13 protein-coding genes are annotated in these 24,220 nt (G+C 70.4%); 7 read left to right on the top strand and 6 right to left on the bottom strand.

All coding sequences use genetic code 11. From position 1 onward, the window contains the following. Positions 1-156 precede the first annotated feature (156 nt). Entirely contained in the window at positions 157-5,049 is a 4,893-nt protein-coding gene (locus tag AB0I21_RS33450; RefSeq protein ID WP_360567156.1) for a LamG-like jellyroll fold domain-containing protein, read from the bottom strand. A 431-nt stretch (positions 5,050-5,480) separates the two neighbouring features. Between AB0I21_RS33450 and AB0I21_RS33455 the strand changes: the two genes are divergently transcribed. Both AB0I21_RS33455 and AB0I21_RS33460 read left to right on the top strand, forming a co-directional pair. Beyond that, a complete protein-coding gene (locus AB0I21_RS33455) occupies positions 5,481-12,347 on the top strand; it encodes a polymorphic toxin-type HINT domain-containing protein (protein ID WP_360567157.1) in 6,867 nt (2,288 codons plus the stop codon). A gap of 9 nt (positions 12,348-12,356) precedes the next feature. Beyond that, positions 12,357-12,848: a DUF4265 domain-containing protein gene (locus AB0I21_RS33460; RefSeq protein ID WP_360567158.1), complete on the top strand. Its 492-nt coding sequence runs from the start codon at positions 12,357-12,359 to the stop codon at positions 12,846-12,848. Positions 12,849-12,962: 114 nt separating this feature from the next. Here AB0I21_RS33460 and AB0I21_RS33465 read toward each other — a convergent pair whose 3' ends face one another. Further along, on the bottom strand, positions 12,963-15,773 hold the full coding sequence (locus tag AB0I21_RS33465; protein ID WP_360567160.1) for a GH92 family glycosyl hydrolase: 2,811 nt from the start codon (positions 15,771-15,773) through the stop codon (positions 12,963-12,965). Positions 15,774-16,260: 487 nt separating this feature from the next. Here AB0I21_RS33465 and AB0I21_RS33470 point away from each other — a divergent pair, with 487 nt between their 5' ends. Both AB0I21_RS33470 and AB0I21_RS33475 read left to right on the top strand, forming a co-directional pair. Then, on the top strand, positions 16,261-17,151 hold the full coding sequence (locus tag AB0I21_RS33470; protein ID WP_360567162.1) for a hypothetical protein: 891 nt from the start codon (positions 16,261-16,263) through the stop codon (positions 17,149-17,151). Positions 17,152-17,254: 103 nt separating this feature from the next. Then, positions 17,255-18,082 (top strand): metallophosphoesterase, encoded by an 828-nt coding sequence (locus AB0I21_RS33475; protein ID WP_360567164.1) that lies wholly within the window; start codon positions 17,255-17,257, stop codon positions 18,080-18,082. A 21-nt stretch (positions 18,083-18,103) separates the two neighbouring features. On the opposite strand, the gene AB0I21_RS33480 is transcribed toward AB0I21_RS33475, so the two are convergent. The 4 genes from AB0I21_RS33480 to AB0I21_RS33495 form a co-directional block, all read right to left on the bottom strand. Beyond that, on the bottom strand, positions 18,104-19,066 hold the full coding sequence (locus AB0I21_RS33480) for an NAD(P)-dependent alcohol dehydrogenase (protein ID WP_360567166.1): 963 nt from the start codon (positions 19,064-19,066) through the stop codon (positions 18,104-18,106). A gap of 67 nt (positions 19,067-19,133) precedes the next feature. Next, positions 19,134-20,048, bottom strand: a complete 915-nt coding sequence (locus tag AB0I21_RS33485) for a TIGR03619 family F420-dependent LLM class oxidoreductase (protein WP_360567167.1) — start codon at positions 20,046-20,048, stop codon at positions 19,134-19,136. Positions 20,049-20,108: 60 nt separating this feature from the next. Next, on the bottom strand, positions 20,109-20,915 hold the full coding sequence (locus AB0I21_RS33490; protein ID WP_344512252.1) for a S1 family peptidase: 807 nt from the start codon (positions 20,913-20,915) through the stop codon (positions 20,109-20,111). A 47-nt stretch (positions 20,916-20,962) separates the two neighbouring features. After that, complete coding sequence (locus AB0I21_RS33495) at positions 20,963-21,652, bottom strand: DUF2470 domain-containing protein (RefSeq protein ID WP_360567169.1); 690 nt, start codon at positions 21,650-21,652, stop codon at positions 20,963-20,965. A gap of 44 nt (positions 21,653-21,696) precedes the next feature. On the opposite strand from AB0I21_RS33495, the gene rpsD reads away from it, so the two are divergent. Genes rpsD through AB0I21_RS33510 form a run of 3 tightly spaced genes read left to right on the top strand, consistent with a single transcriptional unit; the run spans position 21,697 to position 23,881 of the window. After that, positions 21,697-22,305, top strand: coding sequence for a 30S ribosomal protein S4 (gene rpsD, locus AB0I21_RS33500; protein WP_360567171.1), 609 nt, complete (start codon positions 21,697-21,699; stop codon positions 22,303-22,305). A gap of 12 nt (positions 22,306-22,317) precedes the next feature. Continuing rightward, positions 22,318-23,466, top strand: coding sequence for an N-methyl-L-tryptophan oxidase (gene solA / locus AB0I21_RS33505; RefSeq protein ID WP_360567173.1), 1,149 nt, complete (start codon positions 22,318-22,320; stop codon positions 23,464-23,466). Then, on the top strand, positions 23,453-23,881 hold the full coding sequence (locus AB0I21_RS33510; RefSeq protein WP_360567174.1) for a hypothetical protein: 429 nt from the start codon (positions 23,453-23,455) through the stop codon (positions 23,879-23,881). Before solA ends, AB0I21_RS33510 begins: the two co-directional genes overlap by 14 nt. The last annotated feature ends 339 nt before the right edge of the window (positions 23,882-24,220 follow it).

Genomic DNA, 24,220 nt, shown 5'->3' on the forward strand with positions numbered 1-24,220 from the left:
GCCGCAGTTTCACGGTCGGCCAAGCCTATCCGTCGATGGCTGCACCCGGTAGGCGGCGCGCACGGTGCGGTAATCGTCCACCGCCCCCGCGGGCCGTGGCGGTGCCCGCCGGTGGTGCCGGGATCCGATCGGGGTTCCCGGCACCACCGGCGTGGACTACGAACCGTGGCTGATGATGCCCAGGTCGCCGCTCCAGTCACCCCAGCCGATCTCGCCGGTGTAGTACCAGTACCAGTACTGCAGGGTGCCGCCCTGGCCGTGGTCGAAGATGTAATGCTGGGCGCCGATGTCGGTGTGGACGCTCGGCTCGGTGAAGACCGACTCGAGCAAGCCACCTCCGAAGGCGGTGTACGTGATGGTGCTCGGCGCACCGGAGCGGCCGTTCCAGCGCCACAGGTGGCCGTCGGTGCCCCGGGCGTAGACCCAGATCTCGTTGGTCCACCACCACACCGCGGTCGGTTGTCCGAGCGCGCCGCCGCCCCAGGTCACGTCGCTGATCGGGGTCGAGGGACCGCTGCTGGTGAAGTACCAGCGGTGGATCGGCTTGCCGCCGGTGCCGGTGCCGACACGGGCGAAGACGTTGATCTGGTTGGCGACGACGACGGCGGAGGGATCCCCGACGACCGTCTGGGCGCCGGCGAACGCGACGGGTGCCGGCGCGGCGGTCATCGTCCGGGGCTGCTCCCACCACAGGAGGTGGTTGGCGGTGTTGCGGACGAAGACCTCGAAGCGGTTGTCGGTGGTCAGGAACGCCGACGGGGTCGCGTCCGTCGCCGGGGTGCCGTTCCAGGTCTCGGACGCCGGCGCCTGACCGGGCTTCTGGTACCAGTGCCGGAGGGTGCCGTCGGAGGCCGGCGTGAAGACATGCCGTTCGCCGTTGTAGGCGAACCCGCTCACGCCGCCCGCCACGCCGGCGCCCCAGTCGGTCTTGGTCAGGCCGTTCGTCGGTGACCACCGGAAGTTCCATAGGTGGTTGTCGGTGCCGCGGAAGAACACGTCCAGGTCGGGGCCGACCTGGTAGACCACCGGCTGGCTCGCGGCGTTGCCACCCCAGTCCTCGATCGTGACGCCGACGGTCACCGAGGCCGTGAACCGTTTGATGTGGCCGTAGTCGTCGCGCTGGAAGTCGCTGTAGCCGTTGGCGATGTTGAGGCTGCGCCCGGCGGTGACGGTGCTGGACGCGGTCGGGCTGCCGGTGACGGTGCCGGTCGTCGCCAGGGTGGCGATCTCGTGCGCCGTCGCGGCGTGGTCGAAGACGTCGACGTCGTCGATGCTGCCGGGGAAGTGGTCCTGGCCGCCGGTGGAGGTGCCGAGCTTCGTCCGGCCGATCTGCAGGGGACCGTAGGCGTTCCAGACGGTGGACCGGGGGGACGAGGTGGCGGCCAGCACGCCGTTGACGTAGAGCCGCACGAGCCCGCTCTCGTCGTAGACGCCGGCGATGTGTGTCCACACCCCCGCCACAGGGTTGACCGCCGCGATGGCGCCCAGGTAGGTCGGGGTGGTGTTGTCGGCCGCCGTGAACAGGAACCGCCACTGGCCGGGGGCGTAGCCGAGGATGAACCCGGGCTGGTTCACACCCTCCTGCGCGACCGCGGTGTAGTAGCCGCCGGTGCTGGCGAGCTTCACCCAGGCCGCGACGCTGAACCCGCGGTCGGTGCGCACGACCGGCTGGGTCGTCGACGCGTACTGGTTCGTGCCGTTGAGCACCAGGCTGCGGTCGCCGGCGCGCACGGTGCGGCCCGGTCCGCGGGTGGCGCCGCCGGACACGGTGGCCGGGTTGTCGCCGGAGTCGTCGGAGACGCCGGTGCCGGTCTCGTCGAAGCGCCAGGCGCCGCGGCGTTCCGGCTTCTCCGACACGGTCCACGTGCGCTGCATGGTCGGCGCCGCGAACCCGGTGGTCGCGGACAGCGCCGTCCACAGCTGCGTCACCCCGGCGACCTGGCCACCGGCGAACGCCGCCAGATCGTCGCGACCGTCGGCGTTGAAGTCGGCCGACTGCAGCTGGCTGACCTTCCGCGAGTCGAACGCGGTGTCGACCGGCCATGCGGCGCCGACGGTGGATCCGGTGGCGGTCGAGGTGACGAGGGTGAGGTTGCTCGTGTTCGAGGACGTCTCCGTCAGCACGAGGATGTCGGTGCGTCCGCGGCCGTTGGTCGTGTCGCCGTCGAAGTTCCCCGCCACGAAGCGGCTGCGGTTGTAGGCGACCGAGATGAGCTGCGAAGGCGGGGTCTGCGGGCCGGAGCTCGACAGGTACTTCTGCATGCTCGTGATGCCGCTGCTTGACTCCTTCACCAGCGCGAAGTCGCCGTATCCGTCGGCGTCGAAGTCGCCGGCGAGCATGTCGTACTGGCCCCACACCCAACCGGTCGACTGGGTGCGCCACTGGGTCGGCGTGTATTGCCCGGTCGCCGGGTCCTTGTCGAAGCGGAAGAGGGTCCAGCCGCCGGAGCCGTTGTCGCGCAGGACGGCGATGTCGGTGTCGCCGTCGCCGTCGAAGTCGCCGGACTGGGCCTTGATGCCGGCCAGCGTCCACAACGGATCGCCGGCGGGGCTCGTCCACAGCACGCCGTCGACCACGTCGAACCGGTTGCCCTTGGACTGCAGCAGGTACAGCCGCAGCCGGCCGTCCGGGTCCTGCCGGAACAGCGCGTGGTCGCTCAGGCCGTCACCGGTGAAGTCTCCGCTGACGAACCGCATGGTGACGAACGACGAGCCGTCGCGGCCGGTGTCCCACCCGACGGTCTGGGTGGACAGCTGGATGTTGCCGTCCGGGGCCGCGCCGTCGGAGGTGAGCGTCCATGCGCGGAGCCGGTCGCCGCCCGCGTCGATGATCGCGGAGATGTCGCCCTTGCCGTCGCCGTTGACGTCGCCGCGCTTGGCCGCCGGCACCGCACCGGTGTCGTTGGCGACCAGGTAGTACGGCTGGGGGGTGGTCAGGCTGACGTTGCCGGCCCGGTCCTCGGCCTGCACGTACAGCTCGGACTGGGGGAAGCCGGTCTCCGGGTTCGTCCAGAGCGTGATGGGCACCGTCGCGTTGCCGTCCTCCTGCGCCGGCACCCAGCCGGTCAGCTTGTCCGCGGCGAAGCCGTAGCGGTACCCGGCGATGTCGGTGTCACCGGCGGCGTGGCGGAAGGCGATGCTGCCGGACTCGCCGGTGTTGCGGACCGGCACCTCGTTCGGGAAGTCCTCGGGTCCTGCCGGGTCCGTCACCGGGCGCACGGCCGGGTCGATGACCGGGATCCCCGGGCCCTGGTCGTCGACGATGAAGAAGCACCGGTTGCTCCACGCGCTGACGCCGGTGCCGTCGTTGGTCCGGGCCCGGTAGGAGTACAGCGTGTTCGGCGCGAGCGTGCCGGCCGGCACCTGCGGCCAGGCGGCCGACGACCCGTTGGCGACGCCGGACGTCTTGGCGGCGAAGACGACGGTCTCGGTGGCGTCCAGCACGTTGAGCTCGCCGTGCAGCGTGTTGGCGTCGGTGTCGTTGAGCAGCGCGGTGAACGTCGGGGTCAGCATCCCGGCGGGCATCCGGGTGGGCCGCTGCTCGGAGCCGCAGCCCGACGGCGGGACGGTGTCGAGCTCAGACGGCACGTTCGGGGTGCTGTTGTACTCGACCGTCAGCGCCGCGCTGAACGGCATGAACTGCTTCCACTGGTACCGGTCGCCCTCGTCGACGGCGCGCAGGCCGAAGGTCATCTGCGCGCCGTAGGCGCCGTTGGCGGCGTTCTGCACGACGGAGTTGATCGCCGGGTACTGGTCGCTCGACCAGTACATGTTCATGTCCGGCTGGTTGCCGCCGGCGCAGCCGTTGCCCTGGTTGGCGTGGCCGGACTGGGCGCCGAGGTGCCAGTTCCAGGTGCCGCTGCCGGAGGAGTTGTTCCACGTGACGGCGTTGGAGCTGTACACGTTCGCCGTGGAGTACAGGTAGACGAGCGTGTCATTGCAGCTGCCGGAGTGGTCCAGCGTGATGGAGAACGTCGATCGGGTGATCTGCTTGCCGCTCAGCGTCGGGGTGCCGAAGAGGAAGAACGACCGCCACGGCGTCTTCGTCGAGGCCCAGTACGAGTAGCCGACCTTCGCCCGGTCGCGGTCCTCCGACCAGTAGGACTTGCTGCCGTTGGCCTGGTTGATGTGGGTCCAGTTGCCGTTGGTGACCACGATCGCGGACGGGTCGACGAACACCGGGAAGTTGAGGTCCGACCGGGCGAGCATCGAGCGGTCGGGCACGATCGTGATGTCGTGGCCGGTGACGCGTGAGCCCGCCGTCGCCGTGTGGGCCGGCTGCGCCTGCAGCCGCTGCTCCTCGGTCACGTCGGCGGGCAGCAGCGGGGTGTCCCACATGGACGGTGCGTCGCCGGCGAAGACCTGGTTGCCCTCGCGGTCCTTCAGGACGAACCCGCCGTCCGCACGGCCGGTGAGCTTCAGCTCCTTCGTCTTCACGCCGAACGTGAGGCTGCGCAACGCCGCGCTGTCGGCGGCGGCGCGGTCCTTCACGACGAAGAGCTTGCTGAAGCCGGTCCGCTGCGCGGTGACCCGCAGGTCGACGCCGGGCAGCACGTCGGGGTAGACGGCCGAGTCGCCGTCGAGCCGGGGCGCGGGCAGCGCCTTCGGCCAGGTCAGGGTGAACTCGCGGCCGTGGTCCCGCACGCGGACGACGTCACCGTCGCCACCACCGGAGAACGTCACGTCGACCGGGCCGGCCTTCGAGCGCACGCCGCCGCCGGGGTCGCGCTGCAGGGTCAGGTCGACCGGCACCCACGTCGTGCCCTGCTTGACCCGCACCGGCACGGTGTACTGCCGCATCGTGTAGGTGCCGGACGGGTTCGCGAAGTACTCGGTCGTCTCGGTGCGCCGCTCGAGGATCTCGACGGGCCGGCTGGTGCGCTTGGCCTCGGTGAACCGTTGCGCGGTCGGCACGTCGGCCGCCGTCGCGCCCGGCTGTTGCTGGGCCTGCCGCCCGGCGGCCGGCGGTTGCGACGCCGGCGGCTCCGGCCGGTCGAACTGCGGCCAGTTGATCACTGCCGCGGCGGCCAGAACCGCCGCGATGGACAAGACCGGCCATCGCCGGCCACGGCTGTGCCGCGTCCCCTGTGGCGCCATATGAGTGCCCTCCCCGTGGGTGCCTGGTCGTTGCGCCCGTAACGCCGTGTGGGCCGCCCGCTGGGGCGACCCACACGACATCCGCTGTTCATGACGTCGGCACCTGTCGGTGCATCTGGGCTGGCTGGAGGCCTGGCCGAACTGCTCCGCGGTGCCGTCGTGCCGGAGCCTAGAACGATATGCATGAAAATTTCAATGTCTTGCGGATCTCTACATGCATATGCATGATCGAGCGGCGACCCCTCTCCGTGAGGTATCGCTCTACGGCTCGTAGCGGGGAGGATGCCGTGGCCTGGTCTGTGGTTTCTGTTGTGCGGCCCGAAGTTCCGCCGGCTCGTCGGCGCGGTCGCCGCCGTCGCTGGGCGGTATCGACGCTCATCGGAGTGCTCAGCGTCACACTCGCCGGCGGTGCCGTGTCGGTCCTGCCGGCGCACGCCGCGCCGGTCGACCCCTTCGCGGCCCAGCCGAACCAGGTCGAGCGGGTCGTCCCGGAGGACAAGAGCCGCAAGAACATCGTCAAGCCGATCGCCGACGCCGAGCAGGACATCGCCCTCAAGACGAGCCCGCCAGTGGTGTGGCCGAAGGCCGAGACCTCGACGGTCGACCTGGCCGCGCGGCGTCTCGCGGCGGAGCCGGCACGGACCAACGCCGACGTCGTCAGCCCGGCCAAGGCGGGGCCGACGCGAGCCGGCGGCAGCCCGGTCTTCGTCGGCGACGCCCGCGGCGACGTGCGGGAGGACCTGCGCAAGGTGCCGCTGGCTGGCCCGCAGGCAGTGCAGGTGGAGGTGTACGACCGGGCCCGCACCGCGAAGTCCGGCGTGGACGGCCTGCTGCTGCGGGTGTCGCGGCCGGACCGGACAATGAGCACCGACAAGATCGCGGTCGAGGTCGACTACAGCGGCTTCCGTGCCGCGTACGGCGGCGCCTGGAGCTCCCGGCTGCAACTGGTTGAGCTGCCCGATTGCGCGGCGAGCACTCCTGAGCTGAGCGCCTGCCGGGTGGGCCGGAAGCTGGCCGCCACCAACGACGGCCAGGCGGCGCGCATCGGCGGTGACGTGACCCTCGCCGGCGGCGCGACCAAGCTGCTCGCCGTCCAGGCGGGCGTCCAGGGCAGCGCCGGCAACTTCGGTGCCACGTCGCTGACGACCTCGTCGTCGTGGGGTGCGGGCGGCGCCACCGGCGAGTTCACCTGGTCCTACCCGCTGCGGGTGCCGCCGGCCAACGGCGGCCCGAGCCCGAGCATCAGCCTGTCCTACGCCTCCAGCGGCGTCGACGGCCGTACGAACGCCGCCAACAACCAGACGTCGTGGATCGGCATGGGCTTCGAGTTCGCGCCCGGCCAGATCGAGCGGCGCTACAAGCCCTGCGCCAGCGACATGGAGGGCCAGGCGAACAACAAGACCCGCCCGACCGGCGACATGTGCTGGTTCTCCGACAACGCGACCATCTCGCTCAACGGCCACTCCTCGGAGCTCGTCCGGGTCGGCACCACCAACACGTGGAAGCTGAAGAACGACGACGGTTCGATCGCCGAGCAGCTGTTCGACGGCGGGCGGAACAACGGCGACGACAACGGCGAGTACTGGAGATTCACGTCGCCGGACGGCACCCAGTACTACCTCGGCTACAACCGGCTGCCCGGCTGGAACGGCAACGAGGAGACCAGGTCGACGTTCACGCTGCCGGTGTACGGCAACCACCCCGGCGAGCCGTGCTACAACGCGTCGTTCCAGGCGTCCGCCTGCCGCCAGGGCTACAAGTGGAACGTCGACTATGTCGTGGACGTTCACGGCAACACCCTGTCGTACTTCTACGACCCGGAGACCAACAACTACGCCCGGTACGGCGACGCGGACCACCCGGACTGGTACACCCGCGGCGGCAACCTCAAGCGCGTCGACTACGGCCAGCGCAGCAACGCCGTCTACACCACCCCGGCGCTGGCCCGGGTGCACTTCGAGACCGGCGACCGGTGCCTGCCGAACACCAACTGCAACGACGCGTGGAACTGGCCCGACACGCCGATGGACCTCAACTGCGCCGCGGCGCCCTGTACCCAGACGTTCTCGCCGGCCTTCTTCACCAAGCGCCGCCTCCAGCAGATCGACACCGAGGTCCTCAACAACAACGGCGTCGGCTACCGGCCGGTCGACCGCTGGACGCTGCGCCACTCCTACGTCAGCGGCGACGCGTCGACCGGCTACGCGCTGTGGCTCGACGGGATCACCCAGACCGGCCGGGGCGCCACGCCGGAGATCGTGAGGCCCGAGGTCACCTTCGACGGCACGTTCCTGCCGAACCGGGTCGACGACCTCGCCAGCAACATCGCACCGCTGAACTGGCGCCGGATCATCGGCATCACCAACGAGAACGGCGGCACCCTCGCGGTCCGCTACGCGCCGACCAACTGCTCCCGCACCAACCTGCCCGCGTCACCGGCCACGAACACCCAGCGCTGCATGCCGGTCAAGGGCAGCGACGACGCCTTCCCCAACCGGATCGACTACTTCCACAAGTACGTCGTCGACCGGGTCACCCAGTCCGTCCAGGGCTACACCGTGCCGGCGGTGTCCCAGGTCGTCACCGACTACGAGTACGTCGGCGACGCCGCCTGGCGCTTCGACGAGCTCGACGGCATCACCCCCGAGGAGGACAAGACCTGGTCGCAGTGGCGCGGTTACGGCACCGTCGTCACCCGTACCGGCGACGGCGTCGACGGCACGCGCGGCAAGACCGAGTCGCGGTTCTACCGCGGCATGCACGGCGACCGCACCGCGACCGCCGGAGTCTTCAAGTCGGTGTCCGTGACCGACTCCAGGGGTGGGTCCGTCCCCGACGAGGACCGCTTCACCGGCATGACCCGGGAGACGACCCAGTTCCTCGACGACACGACCAGGCTCAGCACGTCGATCGCCGACTTCTGGGTCTCCACGCCGACCGCGACCGTGACGCGGCCGTGGGGCACCATCAACGCCACCAAGGTCGGCACCGCGGCCACCAGCTCGTTCACCTATCTCAGCCCGACGAACGTCCGTGAGACGCGGGTCGTCAACACGATCGCCGCTGACGGCACGATCAACGCCGTGCACAACATGGGCGTCGTCGGCGACAACACCGACGACCAGTGCACGAAGTACACCTTCGCGTCGAGCAGCGTCGCGTACCTGCCGAACCGGCCGATCCGCGCCCAGCGGCTCAGCGCCGAATGCTCGGTGGCCGACCCGCCGAAGGCCGATGTGCTGTCCGACAGCCGTACCTACTACGACGGCTCGGACACGTACGGCTACGTCGGCGCCCGCGGTCTCGTGACCCGCGTCGACGAGTTCAACGGCTTCACCGGTGCCAATGCGAGCAGCGTGACCTATCAGACGAAGTCGAAGGCGGTCTACGACGCCGACGGCAACATGACCGACTCGTACGACGTCAAGCAGAACCGGACACAGACGGCTTTCGCCCGCGACGGCAACGGGCCGATCACCCGCATCACGACGAAGGACCCGATCGGCCACGTCACCTACGTCGACTCGGACCCCGCGTGGGGCGCGCCGGTCGTCCAGGGCGACTCCAGCAACGCCACCGCGCAGGGTGACGTCAAGACCGAGGTCGAGCTCGACGCGCTCGGCCGGGTGCTCAAGGTCTGGGGGCCGACCCGCATCCGCGGCGTGGACACCCCGAACACCACCTATCAATACCTCATCCAGCGCAACGCCCCACCGGTCGTCGTCTCCACGACGCTGCAGTCACCGTCCGGGGCGCTCGCCCCGCAGTACACCTCGAAGTACGAGATCTACGACGGCCTGTTGCGGCTGCGGCAGACCCAGATCGCCAGCCCCAACGGCGGGCGCTCGGTCAACACGATCGACTACGACAGCCAGAACCGCATCGTGAAGCGCTCCGGGCCGATCAACAACGACGCGCCCTCCGGCTTCAGCTACCTGCCGCTGGCAGACGCGTCGCTGCCGAACCAGATCCAGACCACCTACGACGGCGCCGGCCGCGTCACCGCCGAGATCCTGATGGGGCACAACGCTTCCGGCCTGTTCGAGAAGTGGCGCACGACGACCACGTACAACGGTGACCAGGTCAGCACGACGCCGCCGGCCGGCGCGGGCGCCGCCACGGTCACCTACGACCCGCAGGGCCGGGTGGCGAAGCTCTGGCAGTACAAGACCGGCGTGCCGACCCCGTCGGACCCGGCCAGCTACGACGAGACGAAGTACAGCTACGCCAAGGACGGCCAGCAGAGCGTCGTCGAGGACTCCGCCGGCAACAAGTGGGAGTACTTCTACGACGACCTGCACCGCACGAAGGAGACCCGGGAACCCGACCGCGGCACGTCGAAGGTCGAGTACAACCAGTACGGCGAGGTCGTCAAGACCATCGACGCGCGGAACTACGCACTCGGCATCACCTATGACACGGTCGGCCGCCCGATCGAGCTCAAGGACGTGACGAGCACGCCGGAGAAGCGCCTCGCCACCTGGACATACGACACCCTCAAGAAGGGCCTGCTGACGTCGTCATCGCGCTGGGTCGGCGCCGACGAGTACCGGGACTCCGTCGTCGAGTACGACCACGCGATGCGGCCGGTCAAGACGTCGGTCGGCATCCCCATGATCGAGGGCGGTCTCGCCGGCACCTACACGTACGAGCACGCCTTCAACTTCGACGGCTCGCCGAAGACGACGAAGCTCCCGGCGGCCGGCAGCCTCGCCGCGGAGACGCTGACCTACGGGTACAACACCTGGGGTCTGCCGATCTCCCTCGTCGGCGCCTCCTCCTACGTCCAGGCGTCCGCCTACAACTCCTTCGCCGAGCCGATCAGTGTGACCGTCGGCGCCACCGGCACCGGCAACCGCTCGATGCTGCTGCAGTTCACCTACGAGGAGGCGACCCGCCGGCTGCTCACGTCGTCGGCGCGGCCGAACGGCGGGGCGTCGGCCTACAACGCGAAGTACACCTACGACGCGGTCGGCAACGTCACGTCGGTCTCGGACCAGCCGGCCCTCACCGGCCAGCCGCAGGACCACCAGTGCTTCCAGTACGACTACCTGCGCCGGATGACCGAGGCGTGGACGCCCACCACGCTGGACTGCAGCACCGCGAACCGCACCACCGCGAACCTCGGCGGTCCGGCGCCGTACTGGAGCAGCTACACCTTCGACAAGACCGGCAACCGCACGACCGAGCAGAAGCACGAGCTGCCCGGCGAACCGACGAAGAACTACGTCTACGGCACCGGGCACAAGCTCGCCAGCACCGCGGTCGGCGGCAGCACGCTCACCTCGTACCAGTACGACGCGTCCGGCAACACCACCCAGCGGGTCGTCGGCGGCAGCACGCAGACCCTCGACTGGAACTCCGAGGGCAAGCTCGCCAAGGTCACCGAGGGCACGAAGATCACCCAGTACCTCAACGACGCCGCGGGCGGCCGTCTCATCCGCCGCGACGACACCGGCACCACGCTCTACCTGCCCGGCCAGGAGATCCACGCAAGCACCAGCGGCGTCACCTCCGCGACCCGCTACTACAGCCACGGCGGCATGACCGTCGCGGTGCGCACCAACGACAACAAGCTCACCTACCTGGCATCGGACCCGCACGGCACCGCCACCCTGGCGATGGACGCGTCGACCGGCACCTTCCAGAAGCGGCGCGCCACCCCGTTCGGCGAGGACCGCGGCGCGGCCGTCGTCGGCTGGCCCGGCGACAAGGGCTTCATCGGCGGCACGAAGGACCAGTCGACGGGCCTGACCCACCTCGGCGCCCGCGAGTACGACCCGACGCTCGGCCGCTTCATCTCGGTCGACCCGCTCACGATCCCCGAGGACCCGCAGCGGCTCAACGGCTACGCGTACGGCAACAACGCCCCGATCGTGAACTCCGACCCGACCGGCGAGGCGTTCCCGGCCGACCCGGACGCCAGCCCTGGCCCGCCCCCGCCGACGAAGCCCGGCCTCACACCGGAGGAGGAAGCGGCCCGCGCCGAGGCCGAGGCCATCAAGAAGAAGTCGATCATGGACATCATCCTCGAACAGGGGCTGGCGTTCCTCCTCGACTTCCTCGGCATCACCGACATCGTCGACTGCATCAGGTCCGGCAAGGTCAGCTCGTGCGTGAACGCGCTGATCGGCCTCTTCCCGTCCGGCCGCGTCCTGAAGTCACTCAAGTCGATCATCAAGGGCGTCGACCGGGCCTTCTCCGCCTACAAGGCCTGGCAGAAGGCGATGAAAATCGCCGACGACGTCATCAAACGCACCGACGACCTCATCGCCGCGGCGAGGAAAAAGGCGGACGAACTCGCCCAGAGCGTCGGCGCCGGCGCCAAGAAGGCCGACAACGCCGCCGGCGGCATGGCCGACGATGCCGCCAACGCTGCAGGCGGCGGTGCGGGCAGGGCCGGGAGTTCCGGTGGCCGCGCATGTACGAGGCCGCACAGTTTCGACCCGGACACACCGGTCCGTCTGGCCGACGGCTCCACGAAACGCATCGAGGACGTCGAAGCCGGCGACGAGGTGCTGGCCACCGACCCGGAGTCCGGTGAGACGACCGCGCGAGTGGTGACGCGTAAGCACGTCAACCTGGACAGCGACCTGGTCGACGTGACGCTCGTCAGCGAGGACGGCGTCGAAACCCTGCACACGACCGAGCGCCACCCGTTCTGGTCCGAGACCCGCCAGACGTGGGTCGATGCCGGGGAACTGCTGCCCGGAGAACAGGTCCGTGCGCTGGATGGCGCTGCGGTGGTGGTGCTGGGCGTTCAGCGAGTCGAAGCAAGCCGGGTGATGCACGACCTCACCGTTTCTGACGTCCACACCTACTACGTGGTCACCCGGACCGCGCCGGTCCTCGTACACAACTGCGGTACGAACGCAGATGACCGGCCTGGTGAGAACTTCACCGATGCTGAGCGGGACAAGGTCTACGACGCCAACCTGAAGAAGAACAACGGTCAACTGAAATGCGACTATTGCGGCCGGGCCGTCACGCGCCGGCCGTCGAAGGTCAACGGCGTCAACCAAAAAGGTCTGCCGGACGACGCTCAGATTGATCACGTCATTCCCCGCAAAGCTGGAAATGGGTGTGGCTCGGCGCACAACGGTTGCGTCTCGTGCCGGCGGTGCAACAGGGACAAGCATGAGAAGACCGTCGAGGAATGGGATGCCGAGAATCGTGAGTACCTCGACGATGACCTCGACCCGCCGGGCCTCATCGATGCCACCGGGCTCAACCTGTTGCGCCTTGGTTAGAGTGCACTCATGACACAGGCTTCTGCGCGTCCGGCCGGAATGTTCAAGGTGGCATTCGACCTTGACGAGATCACCCCGACGTGGCCGCCATTCGCCACCGAACGGATCTGGGCGCGAAAGACGGGGTTCAGGGGTCAGTTGGAGCTGGTGAACATCCCGTTCTTCGCTCTCGGTATTTCGCGCGGCGATATCATTAGAGTTCATCCCGATCATGAACGGCGTGAGCTGGTTTTCGACGAAGTTGTTCGGCATTCGGGTGCCTCTACCGTGCGGATTTTGATCCACGATGAGTCGGCGTCGGACCGTATTCTCGGGATTCTCCGGGATTCGGGGTGCGAGTGGGAATTCAGTACCGTGGACATCCACCTTGCCGCAAACATTCCTGAGTCGGCGAGCTATCGCAATCTGCGAGAATCATTGCTGGAGTTGAAGGGATCCGGGTCGATGGGCCTTGAGGAGGCGTTCATCTCGGAGCTTCACCGCAGTCAGACGATGAGCTGATCTGTTGGGCCACCCGTGGCGCTGGGAGGACACTCCGTTCCGGTCGGCGGAAAGGGTACAGACCAGAGCGGTGCACGGCCGGCCCCGCGGTGAGCGGGGCCGGCCGGTGATCGGTCAGTACACCTCGAACTCGTAGATGCGGGTCGCGCCGCCGGTGCCCTGTTCGGCGGTCAGGATGTTCAGCTTGACGTAGCGGGCGGTCGCGGTGAACGTGTGCGACGAGACGCTCGCCGTGTTGCCGCGGACCTGGGAGACCGTGGTCCAGGTGGTGCCGTCCGAGGACACCTGCACGTCGAAGTCGCGGGTGTTCCACGACGTGGACTCGCCGCCGGCGCCGGCGTGGCGGACCGTCACCGACTTGAGGGCGGTGGCGGCGCCGAGGTCGACCTGGAGGAACTTCGTCGCGGCGGTCGAGCAGAACTTGTCGCTGGTGCCGCCGGAGACGCTGCCGTTGACGGCCTTGGCGGGGCCCTCGTTGGTGTTGCAGGCGGCGGAGCCGGTGGCGGGCCGGTTCAGCGCCAGGTTCGTGGCCGGCGGCGTGACCGTGGTGTCGAACGACGGCGGGGCGTCGGCGGCGGCGCTGCCCCATGACGGGTTGGCGGTGGTGCCGACGGTGAAGGCCAGGGTCCCGCCGTTGGCGACGAAGGACTCCGGCAGCCACGCCCGGGTGGAGGCGGTGCCGTCGACGGTGAGGCTCTGCACGTACGTGGCGGCGCCGGGCGCGGTGATGGTGATCGTCTTGCCGTTGCCGCGCTTGACGGTGACGCCCGGGAAGAGCGGCGCGGACAGCAGCAGCTCGGCGCGGCCGGGGGTCAGCGGGTGCATGCCCATGGCGGACCAGACGTACCATGCGGACATCGCGCCGAGGTCGTCCTGGCCGGGGATGCCGGACGGGGTCGGCGCCCACAGGGCGTTGAGCACCTGGCGGATCGTCTGCTGCGCCTTGTCCGCGCGGCCGGCGAAGTTGTAGAGCCACGGCACCCCGATCGACGGCTCGTTGTCCATCTCGGACTTGGTGCCGCCCGCGCCGGTCAGGGCCCAGCTGCCGTCACTGTTGTGGAAGAAGCTGTCCAACCGGCTGACGGCGGTGGCGTTGCCGCCCATCTTGTCGAAGAGGCCGCGGACGTTGTGCGGGATCATCCAGGTGTACTGGGCGGCGCTGCCCTCGGCGAAGCCGTTGGAGCTGCCGGGACTGAAGGACGGCCAGGTGCCGTTCTCGTTACGGTCCTGGATGTAGCCGCCGTTGCCGGGGTTGTAGACGTTCTTCCAGTACTGCGACCGGGCCAGGAACTGCGAGGCGGTGGTGGTGCTGCCGAGCCGCTGGGCGAGCTGCGACACGCCGAAGTCGGCGACCGAGTCCTCGAGGGTCTCGCCGGCGCCGCCCCAGGCGTTGCCGTTGGCGGGGATGTAGTTGATGGACAGCCACTTGTCCAGCGAGGGGCGCTCGCCGACGACCATGACGTTCCAGCCGTCCCGGCTGAGGTCCGCCGCGGTGACGGTGGTCGCCGCGTGCACCATCGAGCTGAGCGCGCCGGTCGCGTCGAAGCCGGTGCCGCCGAAGGCGTAGATGCTCGGCACCGCCGCGTGCGCCGGGTCGCCGGTCATCACGTGGGTGCCGCCCTGGTTGTGCGTCCACCGGTCCCAGACGCCGCCGTTCTGGGTGGCCTGGTTGAGCAGCGACTGGGCGATGTCGGCGCCGACGTCGGGGCGCAGCAGCGTGATCAGCTGCACCTGCCCGCGGTAGACGTCCCAGCCGGAGAAGTTGGCGTACTGCGCGTGGCCGCTCGCCGCCGAGTGCACCTGCTGGTCCATGCCGACGTACTGGCCGTTGGTGTCGCTGAAGACGTTCGGGTGCAGCAGCGCGTGGTAGAGCGCGGTGTAGAACGTCTGCAGCTGGGCGGTGGTGCCGCCGGTGACGTCGATGCGGCCGAGCTCGGTGTTCCACGCGTCGGTGGCCCGCTGGCGCACCGTGTCGAAGGTGGTGCCGGCCGGGTTCTCGGCGGCGAGGTTCGCCTGCGCGTTGGCCTGGCTCACGTACGAGATGCCGACCCGCACGCCGACGGCAGTGCCCTGGCTGAGGTCGAACGTGACGTAGCCACCGGAGCCCCGGCCGGCGACCGGCCAGCCGTCGGTGCCGTAGGTCGTGCCGCCGGAGGCGCTGGTCGTGCCGGCCCGCAGCGTGCCGTCCTGCCACGTGCCGACGCTCGCGAAGGGCTTGTCGAACACGGCCGTGAAGTGCAGCGTGTAGTAGCTGCGCCGGCCGACGGCGTTGATGTAGCCGCAGAAGTTGCCGCTGGTGACGGAGCCGCTGATGGTGCGGTTGGCGGCGTCGATGTTCACCGTCGCGGCGCTGCTGCCGACCTCGGAGTTGGACGTGCGGATGAGCATCGAGGCGGTGCTGCCGGTGGGGTACGTGAAGCGCCCCGACCCGGTGCGGGTGGTCGCGGTCAGCTCGGTGTTGACGCCGGAGCTGAGCCCCACCCGGTAGTAGCCGGCGGTGGCGGTCTCGTCGGTGTGGGAGAAGTTGCTCGCGTACTTGGCGTCGGTCGTGTCCGCCGTCGGCGACGAGTTCACGGCGCCGACGTAGGGCATGAAGGGGATGTCACCGGACCCGCCGGCGTAGCCGGTGCCGGACATGTGGGTCAGGCTGAACCCGCGGATCCGGGTGGCGTTGTACCCGTAACCGCCGGGCCGCACGGTCCGGGTCTGGTTGCCGGCGGTGTTCTCCGGGCTCCACTGCACCATCCCGTAGGGCGTGTCGGCGCCCGGGAACGTCTCGCCGCCGTTGGTGCCGACGAGCGTGTTGACATAACTCGCCGGGTTGGTGACCGCGAGTGCCGGCGGGGTCGCCACCAGGGGAGCCGCCGCGGCCCCTACCAGCGTCGCGACCACGGCGAGCACCCGCCCGCCTCTGTTCAACCTCATAGTGCCTCCATCCATCCAAGGATGTGAAACCTATGAGCATCAGTAGGTGCTGGTCAACGGCACTGTCATCGTTGGCACATTCTGTTCACGGAGGCGCCGTCTTACCCCCGAAAGCCGGCGGCGCTCCCGGCAGTGTTCCCGCGGGGCCCGCCGGATCGTCGCCGGCGCCCGCGAAGAGGATCCCGTGCAAGGCCCCCGTCCGGGCGCAGGAGACCCAGCGACCCGCGCCGTCGGGCCGGGGCGCACCCGCAGTCGGCGCCGCGTCCGTGGCGCGGACCGCCCCCGCCGGGGCGGCCGCCTCCCACCCGGTCGCCGCCGCGACCACGCCCCGCCGACGCCGGCCGGCGCGCCGCCCGCGTCGATCCCCACCGGGGCGAGCGGCTCGCGTCGCGAGATACGACAAAGATCTCGCGTTTCAGCGATCTGTAGTTGGCCAACTACGTAGGGTGAATGGCAATCGAGCGAGACCAACGGGGGTTTCTACGAGATGTCTCAGACACGACAGCGCCCGAAAGGCGGCCGGCTCCGGATTCCGGTCGTGGTCGGAGCGGCGGGGTTCCTCGTCGCGCTGACCGGCGGGATCGTACAGACGGCGGGCGCGCACGAAGCGACGGGCGACGGCATGGCAAGGGTCGCGGAGACCATGCCGCCGTGGACCGACCCAAGCATCGCGCAGCCGCCGGACCCATCCATGACCACCGACCCGAACGGGGGCCCGTTCACGGTCCCGGATCCGTGTGTCACGAGCCCGGGCGCCGGCACGTTCGGCACCCCGACGCCCGGCGGCACCGTCGACCCGGGCCTGCCGCCGGTCTACCCGGGGACGACGCCCGGCGGCCTGGGCGCGACGCCCGACCCGAACCTGCCCGGCGGACCCACCACGGCGCCGTCCGACACCGGCGCGCCGATCATCATCCCGCCCGGGATGGACGGGTCGACGCCGATCGCCACGCCGGGCGACACCACGATGCCGGTGCCCGGCGACACCGCGACGCCCGCGCCCGGCGACGGCACGGTGCCGACCGGTGGTGCCGCCGGCACGGTGCCGCTGCCCGCCGACACCACGTCGGTGCAGCCCGGCACCAACCCGTGGCCGCTGCCCGGCGACACCTCGACGGGGCAGCCGGGGATCAACTCGACGCCGCTGCCCGGTGACACCAGCGCGACGCCGTCGCCGGGGGACACCACCAGCGCGACCCCGGTGCCCGGCTCGACGCCGTCGTGCGCCAGCGTCCCGGTGCCCGTCCCAACGGACACCGTGGTGCCCGTGCCGACCGACACCGTGATGCCTGTTCCGACGGACACCGTGGTGCCCGTGCCGACCGATGTGGTGCCCGTCCCGACGGACACCGTGGTGCCGATCCCGACCGTGGGCTGACCGGTCGCCGACCACCCGCGGGGCCCGCACCGGTGCGGGCCCCGCGTCGTGTCCCGCACGCACGAGATCGTCACCGGGCGATGCCAGCGGCTAAGGTCCAATCGTGACCGGACGACTGCTGGCGATCAGTGATCTGCATGTGTCGTATCAGGAGAACAGGGAGATCGTCGAGCAGCTGAAGCCGACCGACGACGGCGACTGGCTGATCGTGGCCGGCGACGTGGGGGAGAAGGTCGCCGATGTCCGGTGGGTGCTCCGGACGCTGCGGGAGCGCTTCGCCAACGTGATGTGGGTGCCGGGCAACCACGAGCTGTGGACGACCCGCGACGACCCGGACCAGTCGCGCGGCGAGGAGCGCTACCAGCGGCTGGTGGCGATGGCCCGCAACCTCGGGGTCGTCACGCCCGAGGACCCGTATCCGGTGTGGGACGGCGAGGGCGGGCCGGTGATCGTGGCGCCGCTGTTCGTGCTCTACGACTACTCGTGGTGGCCCGCGGGCACGTCGAGCACCGAGGAGGCCATGGCGACCGCGCAGGCCGCGGGCATCGTCGGCACCGACGAGGTGCTGCTGCACTTCGACCCGTACAGCGGCCGCGACGCCTGGTGCCGCGCCAGGGTCGAGCAGACCGAGCCGCGCCTGGAGGCCGCCGCCGCCGAGCTGCCGACCGTGCTGGTCAACCACTTCCCGCTCGTGCGGCACCCCACGGACGTGCTGCGCTACCCGGAGTTCGCGCTGTGGTGCGGCACCGACCTCACCGCGGAGTGGCCGACCCGGTTCAGGGCGCGGGAGGTCGTGTACGGCCACCTCCACATCCCCCGCACCACCTGGCAGGACGGGGTGCGGCACCAGGAGGTCTCGGTCGGCTACCCGAGGGAGTGGAGCCGCCGCGCGACGCCGCCCGGGCGCCTCGTCCCCGTCCTGGAGCGCTGACCTTCACGGAAACGCCGACCCTCAGGGCACGACGATCAGCTTCCCGCGGGCGTGGCCGGCGGCGACCTCGGCGAGGGCGTCGGCCGCGGCCGCCAGGGGGTAGGTCGCGCCGACGGGTGGCACGAGCGCGCCCGCCTCGACGAGCCCGGCGAGCGTGACCAGGTCGTCGCGGCTGTCCCGGGCGATGAACGTCGCCATGCGCTGCCGGACGACGAGGCCGGTGAGCCGGGCGGCGACGATCCGGTCCAGGCCGGCGAGCCGCCCGCGGCCGCTGTTGGGGATCAGCACGCCCGCCGGTGCGAGGACCCGCCGGACCCGCGACAGCGGCTGGGCCGCGACGTTGTCGAGGATGACGTCGTAGCGGTCGTCGCCGGCCGTGAAGTCCTCGCGCGTGTGGTCGATGACGCGGCCGGCGCCCAGCGACCGGACGCGGTCCACGCTCGCGGTGCCGCAGACCCCGGTGACCTCGGCGCCGAAGTGCCTGGCGAGCTGGACGGCGAACCCGCCGATCCCACCGCCCGCGCCGACGACCAGGACCCGCTGCCCGGGCCGCACCCGGGCGACGTCGCGGAGCGCCTGCAGTGCCGTCGTGCCCGCGAGGGGTACAGCGGCCGCCGCCTCGAACGACATCGCCGCCGGTTTCGCGGCCACGTCGTCCTCGGCGGCGACGACCAGCTCGGCGAAGGCGCCCACGCACCGGCCGAAGACGGCGTCGCCGGGGCGGAAGCGGGTCACCTCCGCCCCGGCCGCCTCGACGACCCCCGCGACGTCACCGCCGGGGATGGTGCGCCGCGGCCGGCGCAGCCCGGCGCCGAGCCGCACCAGCCACGGCCTGCCGGTGCTGAGGAACACGTCGGCCGGGTTGACCGACGCGGCCGCGACCCGCACCAGCACCTGCCGCGGGCCCGGCTCCGGCGGGTCGGCCTCCCGCAGCCGCAGGACGTCCCGCGGGGACCCGTACGCGTCCTGGACCAACGCCTTCACGACGCCACCTCTCATCCCTGCTCGACATGTGTAAGAGAATTCTTACATGCGACAGCAAGGACTGGCATCAGGCGGAGCTGCCGACCGCCTTCCGGAGCCGGTCGAGGAGGCGGAGCTCAAGGTCGATGTCCGTCTGCCGGATGCTGGCGACGAGGATCTCGTCGACGCCGCTGCCCTCAAGGCGGGCGACGTCCTCGGCGACCTGCTCGGGTGAGCCGCCGAGGAACGGCCTGCCTTCACCGATCGGGTCGTCGGTCAGCGGCACGTTGGCGCGGGCGACGACGGTGAGCGCGGCGGCGTCCCGGCCGGCCTCGGTGGCGAGCCGGCGGAACGTGGCGACCGTCTCGGTCAGCTGCTCCGGCGAGAACGCGATCGGGTTGAAGCCGTCGGCGATCCGGGCGGCCCGCGCGATCCCGGCCGGGGTGGTGGAGCCGAACAGGACCGGGATCGGCTGCTGCACCGGCTTCGGGTTCACCTCCGAGGCCTCGATCTTGTAGAAGCGGCCCTGGTACTCCGCCGGGTCGGGCCCCCAGCAGGCCCGCATCGCCGCGACGACCTCGTCCATCCCGGCGCCCATGCGCTTCATCGGTACATTGGCCGCCTCGAACTCCTGAGGCATCCAGCCCTGACCGAGGCCGGCGATCACCCGCCCGCCGCTGAGCTGGTCGAGCGTGGCGAAACGGCGGGCGAGGACGATCGGCGGGTGCAGCAGCGCGTCGATCACGCTGGTGCCGAGCTTGACGGTCTCGGTCATCCCGGCGACGTAGCTCAGCGTCTCCAGGGGCTCGTAGGTCAGCCGGTAGGTCTCGGGGATGCGCGCCGGCGGTGCGCCGAACATCGAGATCTCCGCCATCGGCCGCAGCAGCCGCTCGTAGGTCCACACCGAGTCGTACCCGAGGCGTTCGGCCTCCTTCGCGACCCGCGCGATGTTCGCGGGCCCCGCGAGGGCGCCGGAGGTTGGTAACTGGACGCCGAGCCGCATCCGCTTCCCCTATTCGTAGATCGAAATCCTTCCGCTCAAACGTGGCACGGGGTCGGGACTTTAGTAAGGGGCAACGCCGTATGTCGTCGCCGCGCGCCGGGCCGAGGAGTAGTAGCTCGTGCCGCCCGTCGCGCAGTTGCCGCTGCCGCCCCAGTTCATGCCGATGCCCACGGATCCGGCGAAGAGGGGGCCACCGCTCTCGCCGGGTTCGCTGCACACCGTGGTGCGGATCATGTTGTACAGCGTGCCGCCGGCATAGTTGATGGTCACGTTCAGCGAGGTGATCGTGCCGGTGCGGACCCCGTTCGGCCCGGTGCGGCGCACGGCCTGGCCCACCGTGCCGGAGCCGAACGAGGTGATCGGCTGCAGGCCGCCCGCGAACAGGTTCACCGCGCTGGGCTTGGCGATGGTGGTGTTGGTGTACCGCACGAGCGCGTAGTCGTAGCTCGGGTCCCGGGCCGCGACGACGCCGAGGACCGTGCCGGTCCCGGTGCCGGCGTAGACGGTCGCGCCGACCGCCGGGACGCAGTGCGCCGACGCCAGGAAGTAGTACGTCGCGCCGGCCTTGGCGTTGAAGCCGAGCAGGCAGCGCCCGCTCGTCGTGTTGAACCAGTCGCCGCCGGCGATGTGCGGCCGCAACGTGCCCGGCTCACGCAGGACCGTGCCGCCCTTGAGCGTGACGGCCCTGGTCAGCGCGGCCGCGACGGACGGGCGGACCGAGTCGTCGATGCTGACCGTGAGCGTCGCGTCGGTCCACCACGCCGTGCCCGGGGTGCTGGTCCAGCTGGTGACGGGCGCGGCCGATGCTTCCGGGGACGGCAGCAGGATCGCCGCGGCCGCCAGGGTGCTGAGCAGGATTCGGCGCATGGGTTTGGGCCTCCATCCAGAGATGTAAATCTCTAGATGGTAGTGCCTCAGTGTCCGGAGTGGTTGCGCTGGCAGCAGCGGGCCCGGGCGAGCAGCTCGTGCATGCGCGGCGCGGCCTCCTCGGCGGTGCGCAGCGGCGCGCTGAACGGCAGCTGCACGTCGCGGTGGCGGGCGGCGAACTCCAGCCGGAGCACCACGCCGAAGCGGTCCATCCGGATGGGCACGATGCGGCGCACGCCGTGCAGGTGGTGCGGCGGGATCAGCCGCGACAGGTGCTCGATCGCCTCCGGGTGCGCGCCGGTCAGATGGCACAGCAGGTCCGCCTCGTCCTTCGCGAGGGGATCGGGGTGCGCGGTCGCGAACTCGCCGGCCTCGACCCGGACCTCGCCGAGGAGCGGATCGGCGAGGGTCGCCTCGGCGAGCTCCAGCACGGCCCGCAGGTCCCCGTCGTGCTGGATCCACCCTTGATAGACGGCCCTGGACCGCACCCTTCCCTTGACGGACGTCGGCGCCACGTCGGTGATCTCGATGACGGCGGCGACGTCGCGCTCGGCCTCGAGGAGCAGGGCGGCCTGGCTGCCGGCGGGCAGCTCCAGGACCACCCGGCCGGTCTCGTCGACGTGATGGCGGCCGATGAGGTCGCAGCGGTGACCGGGGACGTGCAGCGTCAGGGACGACGCGGCGGCCAGCAGCGTGCGGAGCCGTTCCGCGGCGGTGGGGAGCTTGATCCCGGGCAAGGCGACCTCCTAAGGTTAGGCTTACCTTAGTAGAGAGGGTGCAAATGAACCAGTCCCGGCCGAAGGTCCGTCTGTCCCGGGCGCTCGGTATGCCGCTGACCCCCAAGTGCGTCAAGTACTTCGAGCGCCGCCCGTTCCCGCCCGGCCAGCACGGGCGCAGCCGCCCGAAGCACAGCGACTACAAGGTCCGGCTGCTGGAGAAGCAGCGGCTGAAGGCGCAGTACAACCTGCGGGAGAGCCAGCTGCGGCACGCCTTCGACCGGGCGGCCGGCCGGCCCGGCAAGACCGGCGAGGAGCTGATCGTCGACCTGGAGACCCGCCTCGACGCGCTGGTCCTGCGGGCCGGCTTCGCCCGCACGATCTACCAGGCCCGGCAGGTCGTCACCCACCAGCACCTCACCGTGAACGGCCGCCGGGTCGACCGCCCGTCCGCGCGGCTGCGTCCTGGTGACGTCATCCAGGTGGCCGAGCGGAGCCGGCAGAAGACGCCGTTCGTGGTGGCCGCCGCGGGCGCGCACGCCTTGGAGCGGACCGCGCCCTACCTGAGCGTCGACCTGCCCGGGCTGACCGCGACGCTGATCCGCCTGCCGCTGCGCCGGGAGGTGCCCGTCCTGTGTGACGAGCAGCTCATCGTGGAGTTCTACAGCCGGTAGTCTCGACGACCAGTGGAGACCTATGACGTCATCGTGATCGGGCTCGGCGGGATGGGCAGCGCCGCGGCGCACCATCTCGCCGCCCGCGGCCGGCGCGTCCTCGGCCTGGAGCGCTTCGGGCCCGCCCACGACCAGGGCGCCAGCCACGGCGGGTCCCGGATCACCCGGCAGACCTACTTCGAGGACCCGGCCTACGTGCCGCTGCTGCTGCGCTCGTACGAGCTGTGGGCGGCGCTCGAGCGGGACTCCGGGCGGGACCTGATGGACCTGTGCGGCGGCATCATGATCGGCGCGCCCGACAGTCTCACGGTCGCCGGCAGCCGGCGCAGCTCGGAGCAGTGGGGGCTGCCGCACGAGATGCTCGACGCGGCCGAGATCCGCCGGCGGTTCCCCAACCTGCGACCCCAGCCGCACGAGGTCGGCCTGTACGAGCGGAAGGCGGGACTCGTCCGCCCCGAGGAGACGGTCCGCGCCAACCTCGACCGGGCCTCGGCGCTGGGCGCAACGCTGCGCTTCGAGGAGCCGGTCACCGGGTGGACGTCGTCGTCCTCCGCGGTGGAGGTGCGGACGGCTCGCGGCACCTACTCGGCCGGGGCGCTGGTGATCTGCCCGGGGCCGTGGGCGCCCTCGCTGCTCGCGGATCTGGGCATCCCGTTCTCCGTGGAGCGGCAGGTGCAGTTCTTTTTCCAGCCCGTTGGCGGGGTCTCGGCGTACCTGCCGGACCGCCAGCCGATCTTCATCTGGGAGGGGCCGCCGGAAACGCAGGTCTACGGCTTCCCGGCGCTGGACGGCCCCTCCGGTGGGGTCAAGGTCGCGTTCTTCCGCGGCGGGGAGGTGACCACGCCCGAGACGATCGACCGGTCGATCCGCCCCGACGAGATCGCAGCCGTCGCCGCGCACCTCGCCGACCGGGTGCCCGGCGTCGCCGGCACCTACCTGCGCGGCAAGACCTGCATGTACACCAACACTCTGGACACGCACTTCGTCATCGGGCGGCATCCCGGGCACGCGAACGTGACCGTCGCGTGTGGCTTCTCCGGCCACGGGTTCAAGTTCGTCCCCGTGGTGGGCGAGATCCTGGCGGACCTGGCGCTCACCGGCGCGACCCGGCACCCACTCGGCCTCTTCGACCCCCGGCGTTTCTGCGATGCTCACCCCTGAGGAGCTGCGGGACGAGACGTGCGTCGCATGTCCGGGGCAGCGCCTGCCGCTGGGTGCCTTCGACGTCGCCGCGCGGCCGTCGCCCGCCGTCCCGTTCTCGGCTTCCCTCGGCTATCGGGTGACGGCCGACACAGGGGTGCCGACGTGCGTGCATCCGTTCCGGGTCGGCGTCATGCCCGGCCTGTACGCGTCCGCGGGCGAGCCCCTGACCTCCCCGGTTGCTCCCGTCCCGCCCCCTGCGTTGGAACTTCCATCGGACGGGACGCTGCTGGAGGCGTGGCTGCTCGCGGTGGTCCGCTCGGCGCCCGCCGCCGCACTCGGCGAGACCGTCGCGAGGGCCGAGGCGCTCGCCGCAACCCGGTTCTCACCTGCGGAAATCGTGCCGGCGATGCGCCGGGTCCTGGGTGGTTGTTGACAGGGCTGGCGGGGGAGAGTAAGTTTGCACAGCCAGCACGAGCCGGGCGGATGTGTCGCAACGCGATCATCGGCCGGTGTGCGAGGCCATCCGCAATTTCACTCACCTTTCGGTGTGCGTCAGCGCGGGTGTGATCGGGCGATGCTAGCGAATCCCCTGGGAATCGCGATTTGGCGAAATCGACCGAGACGCTCTACAGTTACGAAGGCCCCGAGAGAGCGCCTCAACAAAGAGGCGGTTTCAAGGTGTGTGTTGGTTGTTTGAGAACTCAACAGGGTGCTTGTTAAGCCAGTGCCAATTGATTGACCCCGTGACATGGCTTTGTTGTCGTGTCCGAGG

The sequence above is a fragment of the Dactylosporangium sp. NPDC050588 genome, from assembly GCF_040654975.1.
Classification (GTDB): domain Bacteria; phylum Actinomycetota; class Actinomycetes; order Mycobacteriales; family Micromonosporaceae; genus Dactylosporangium; species Dactylosporangium maewongense.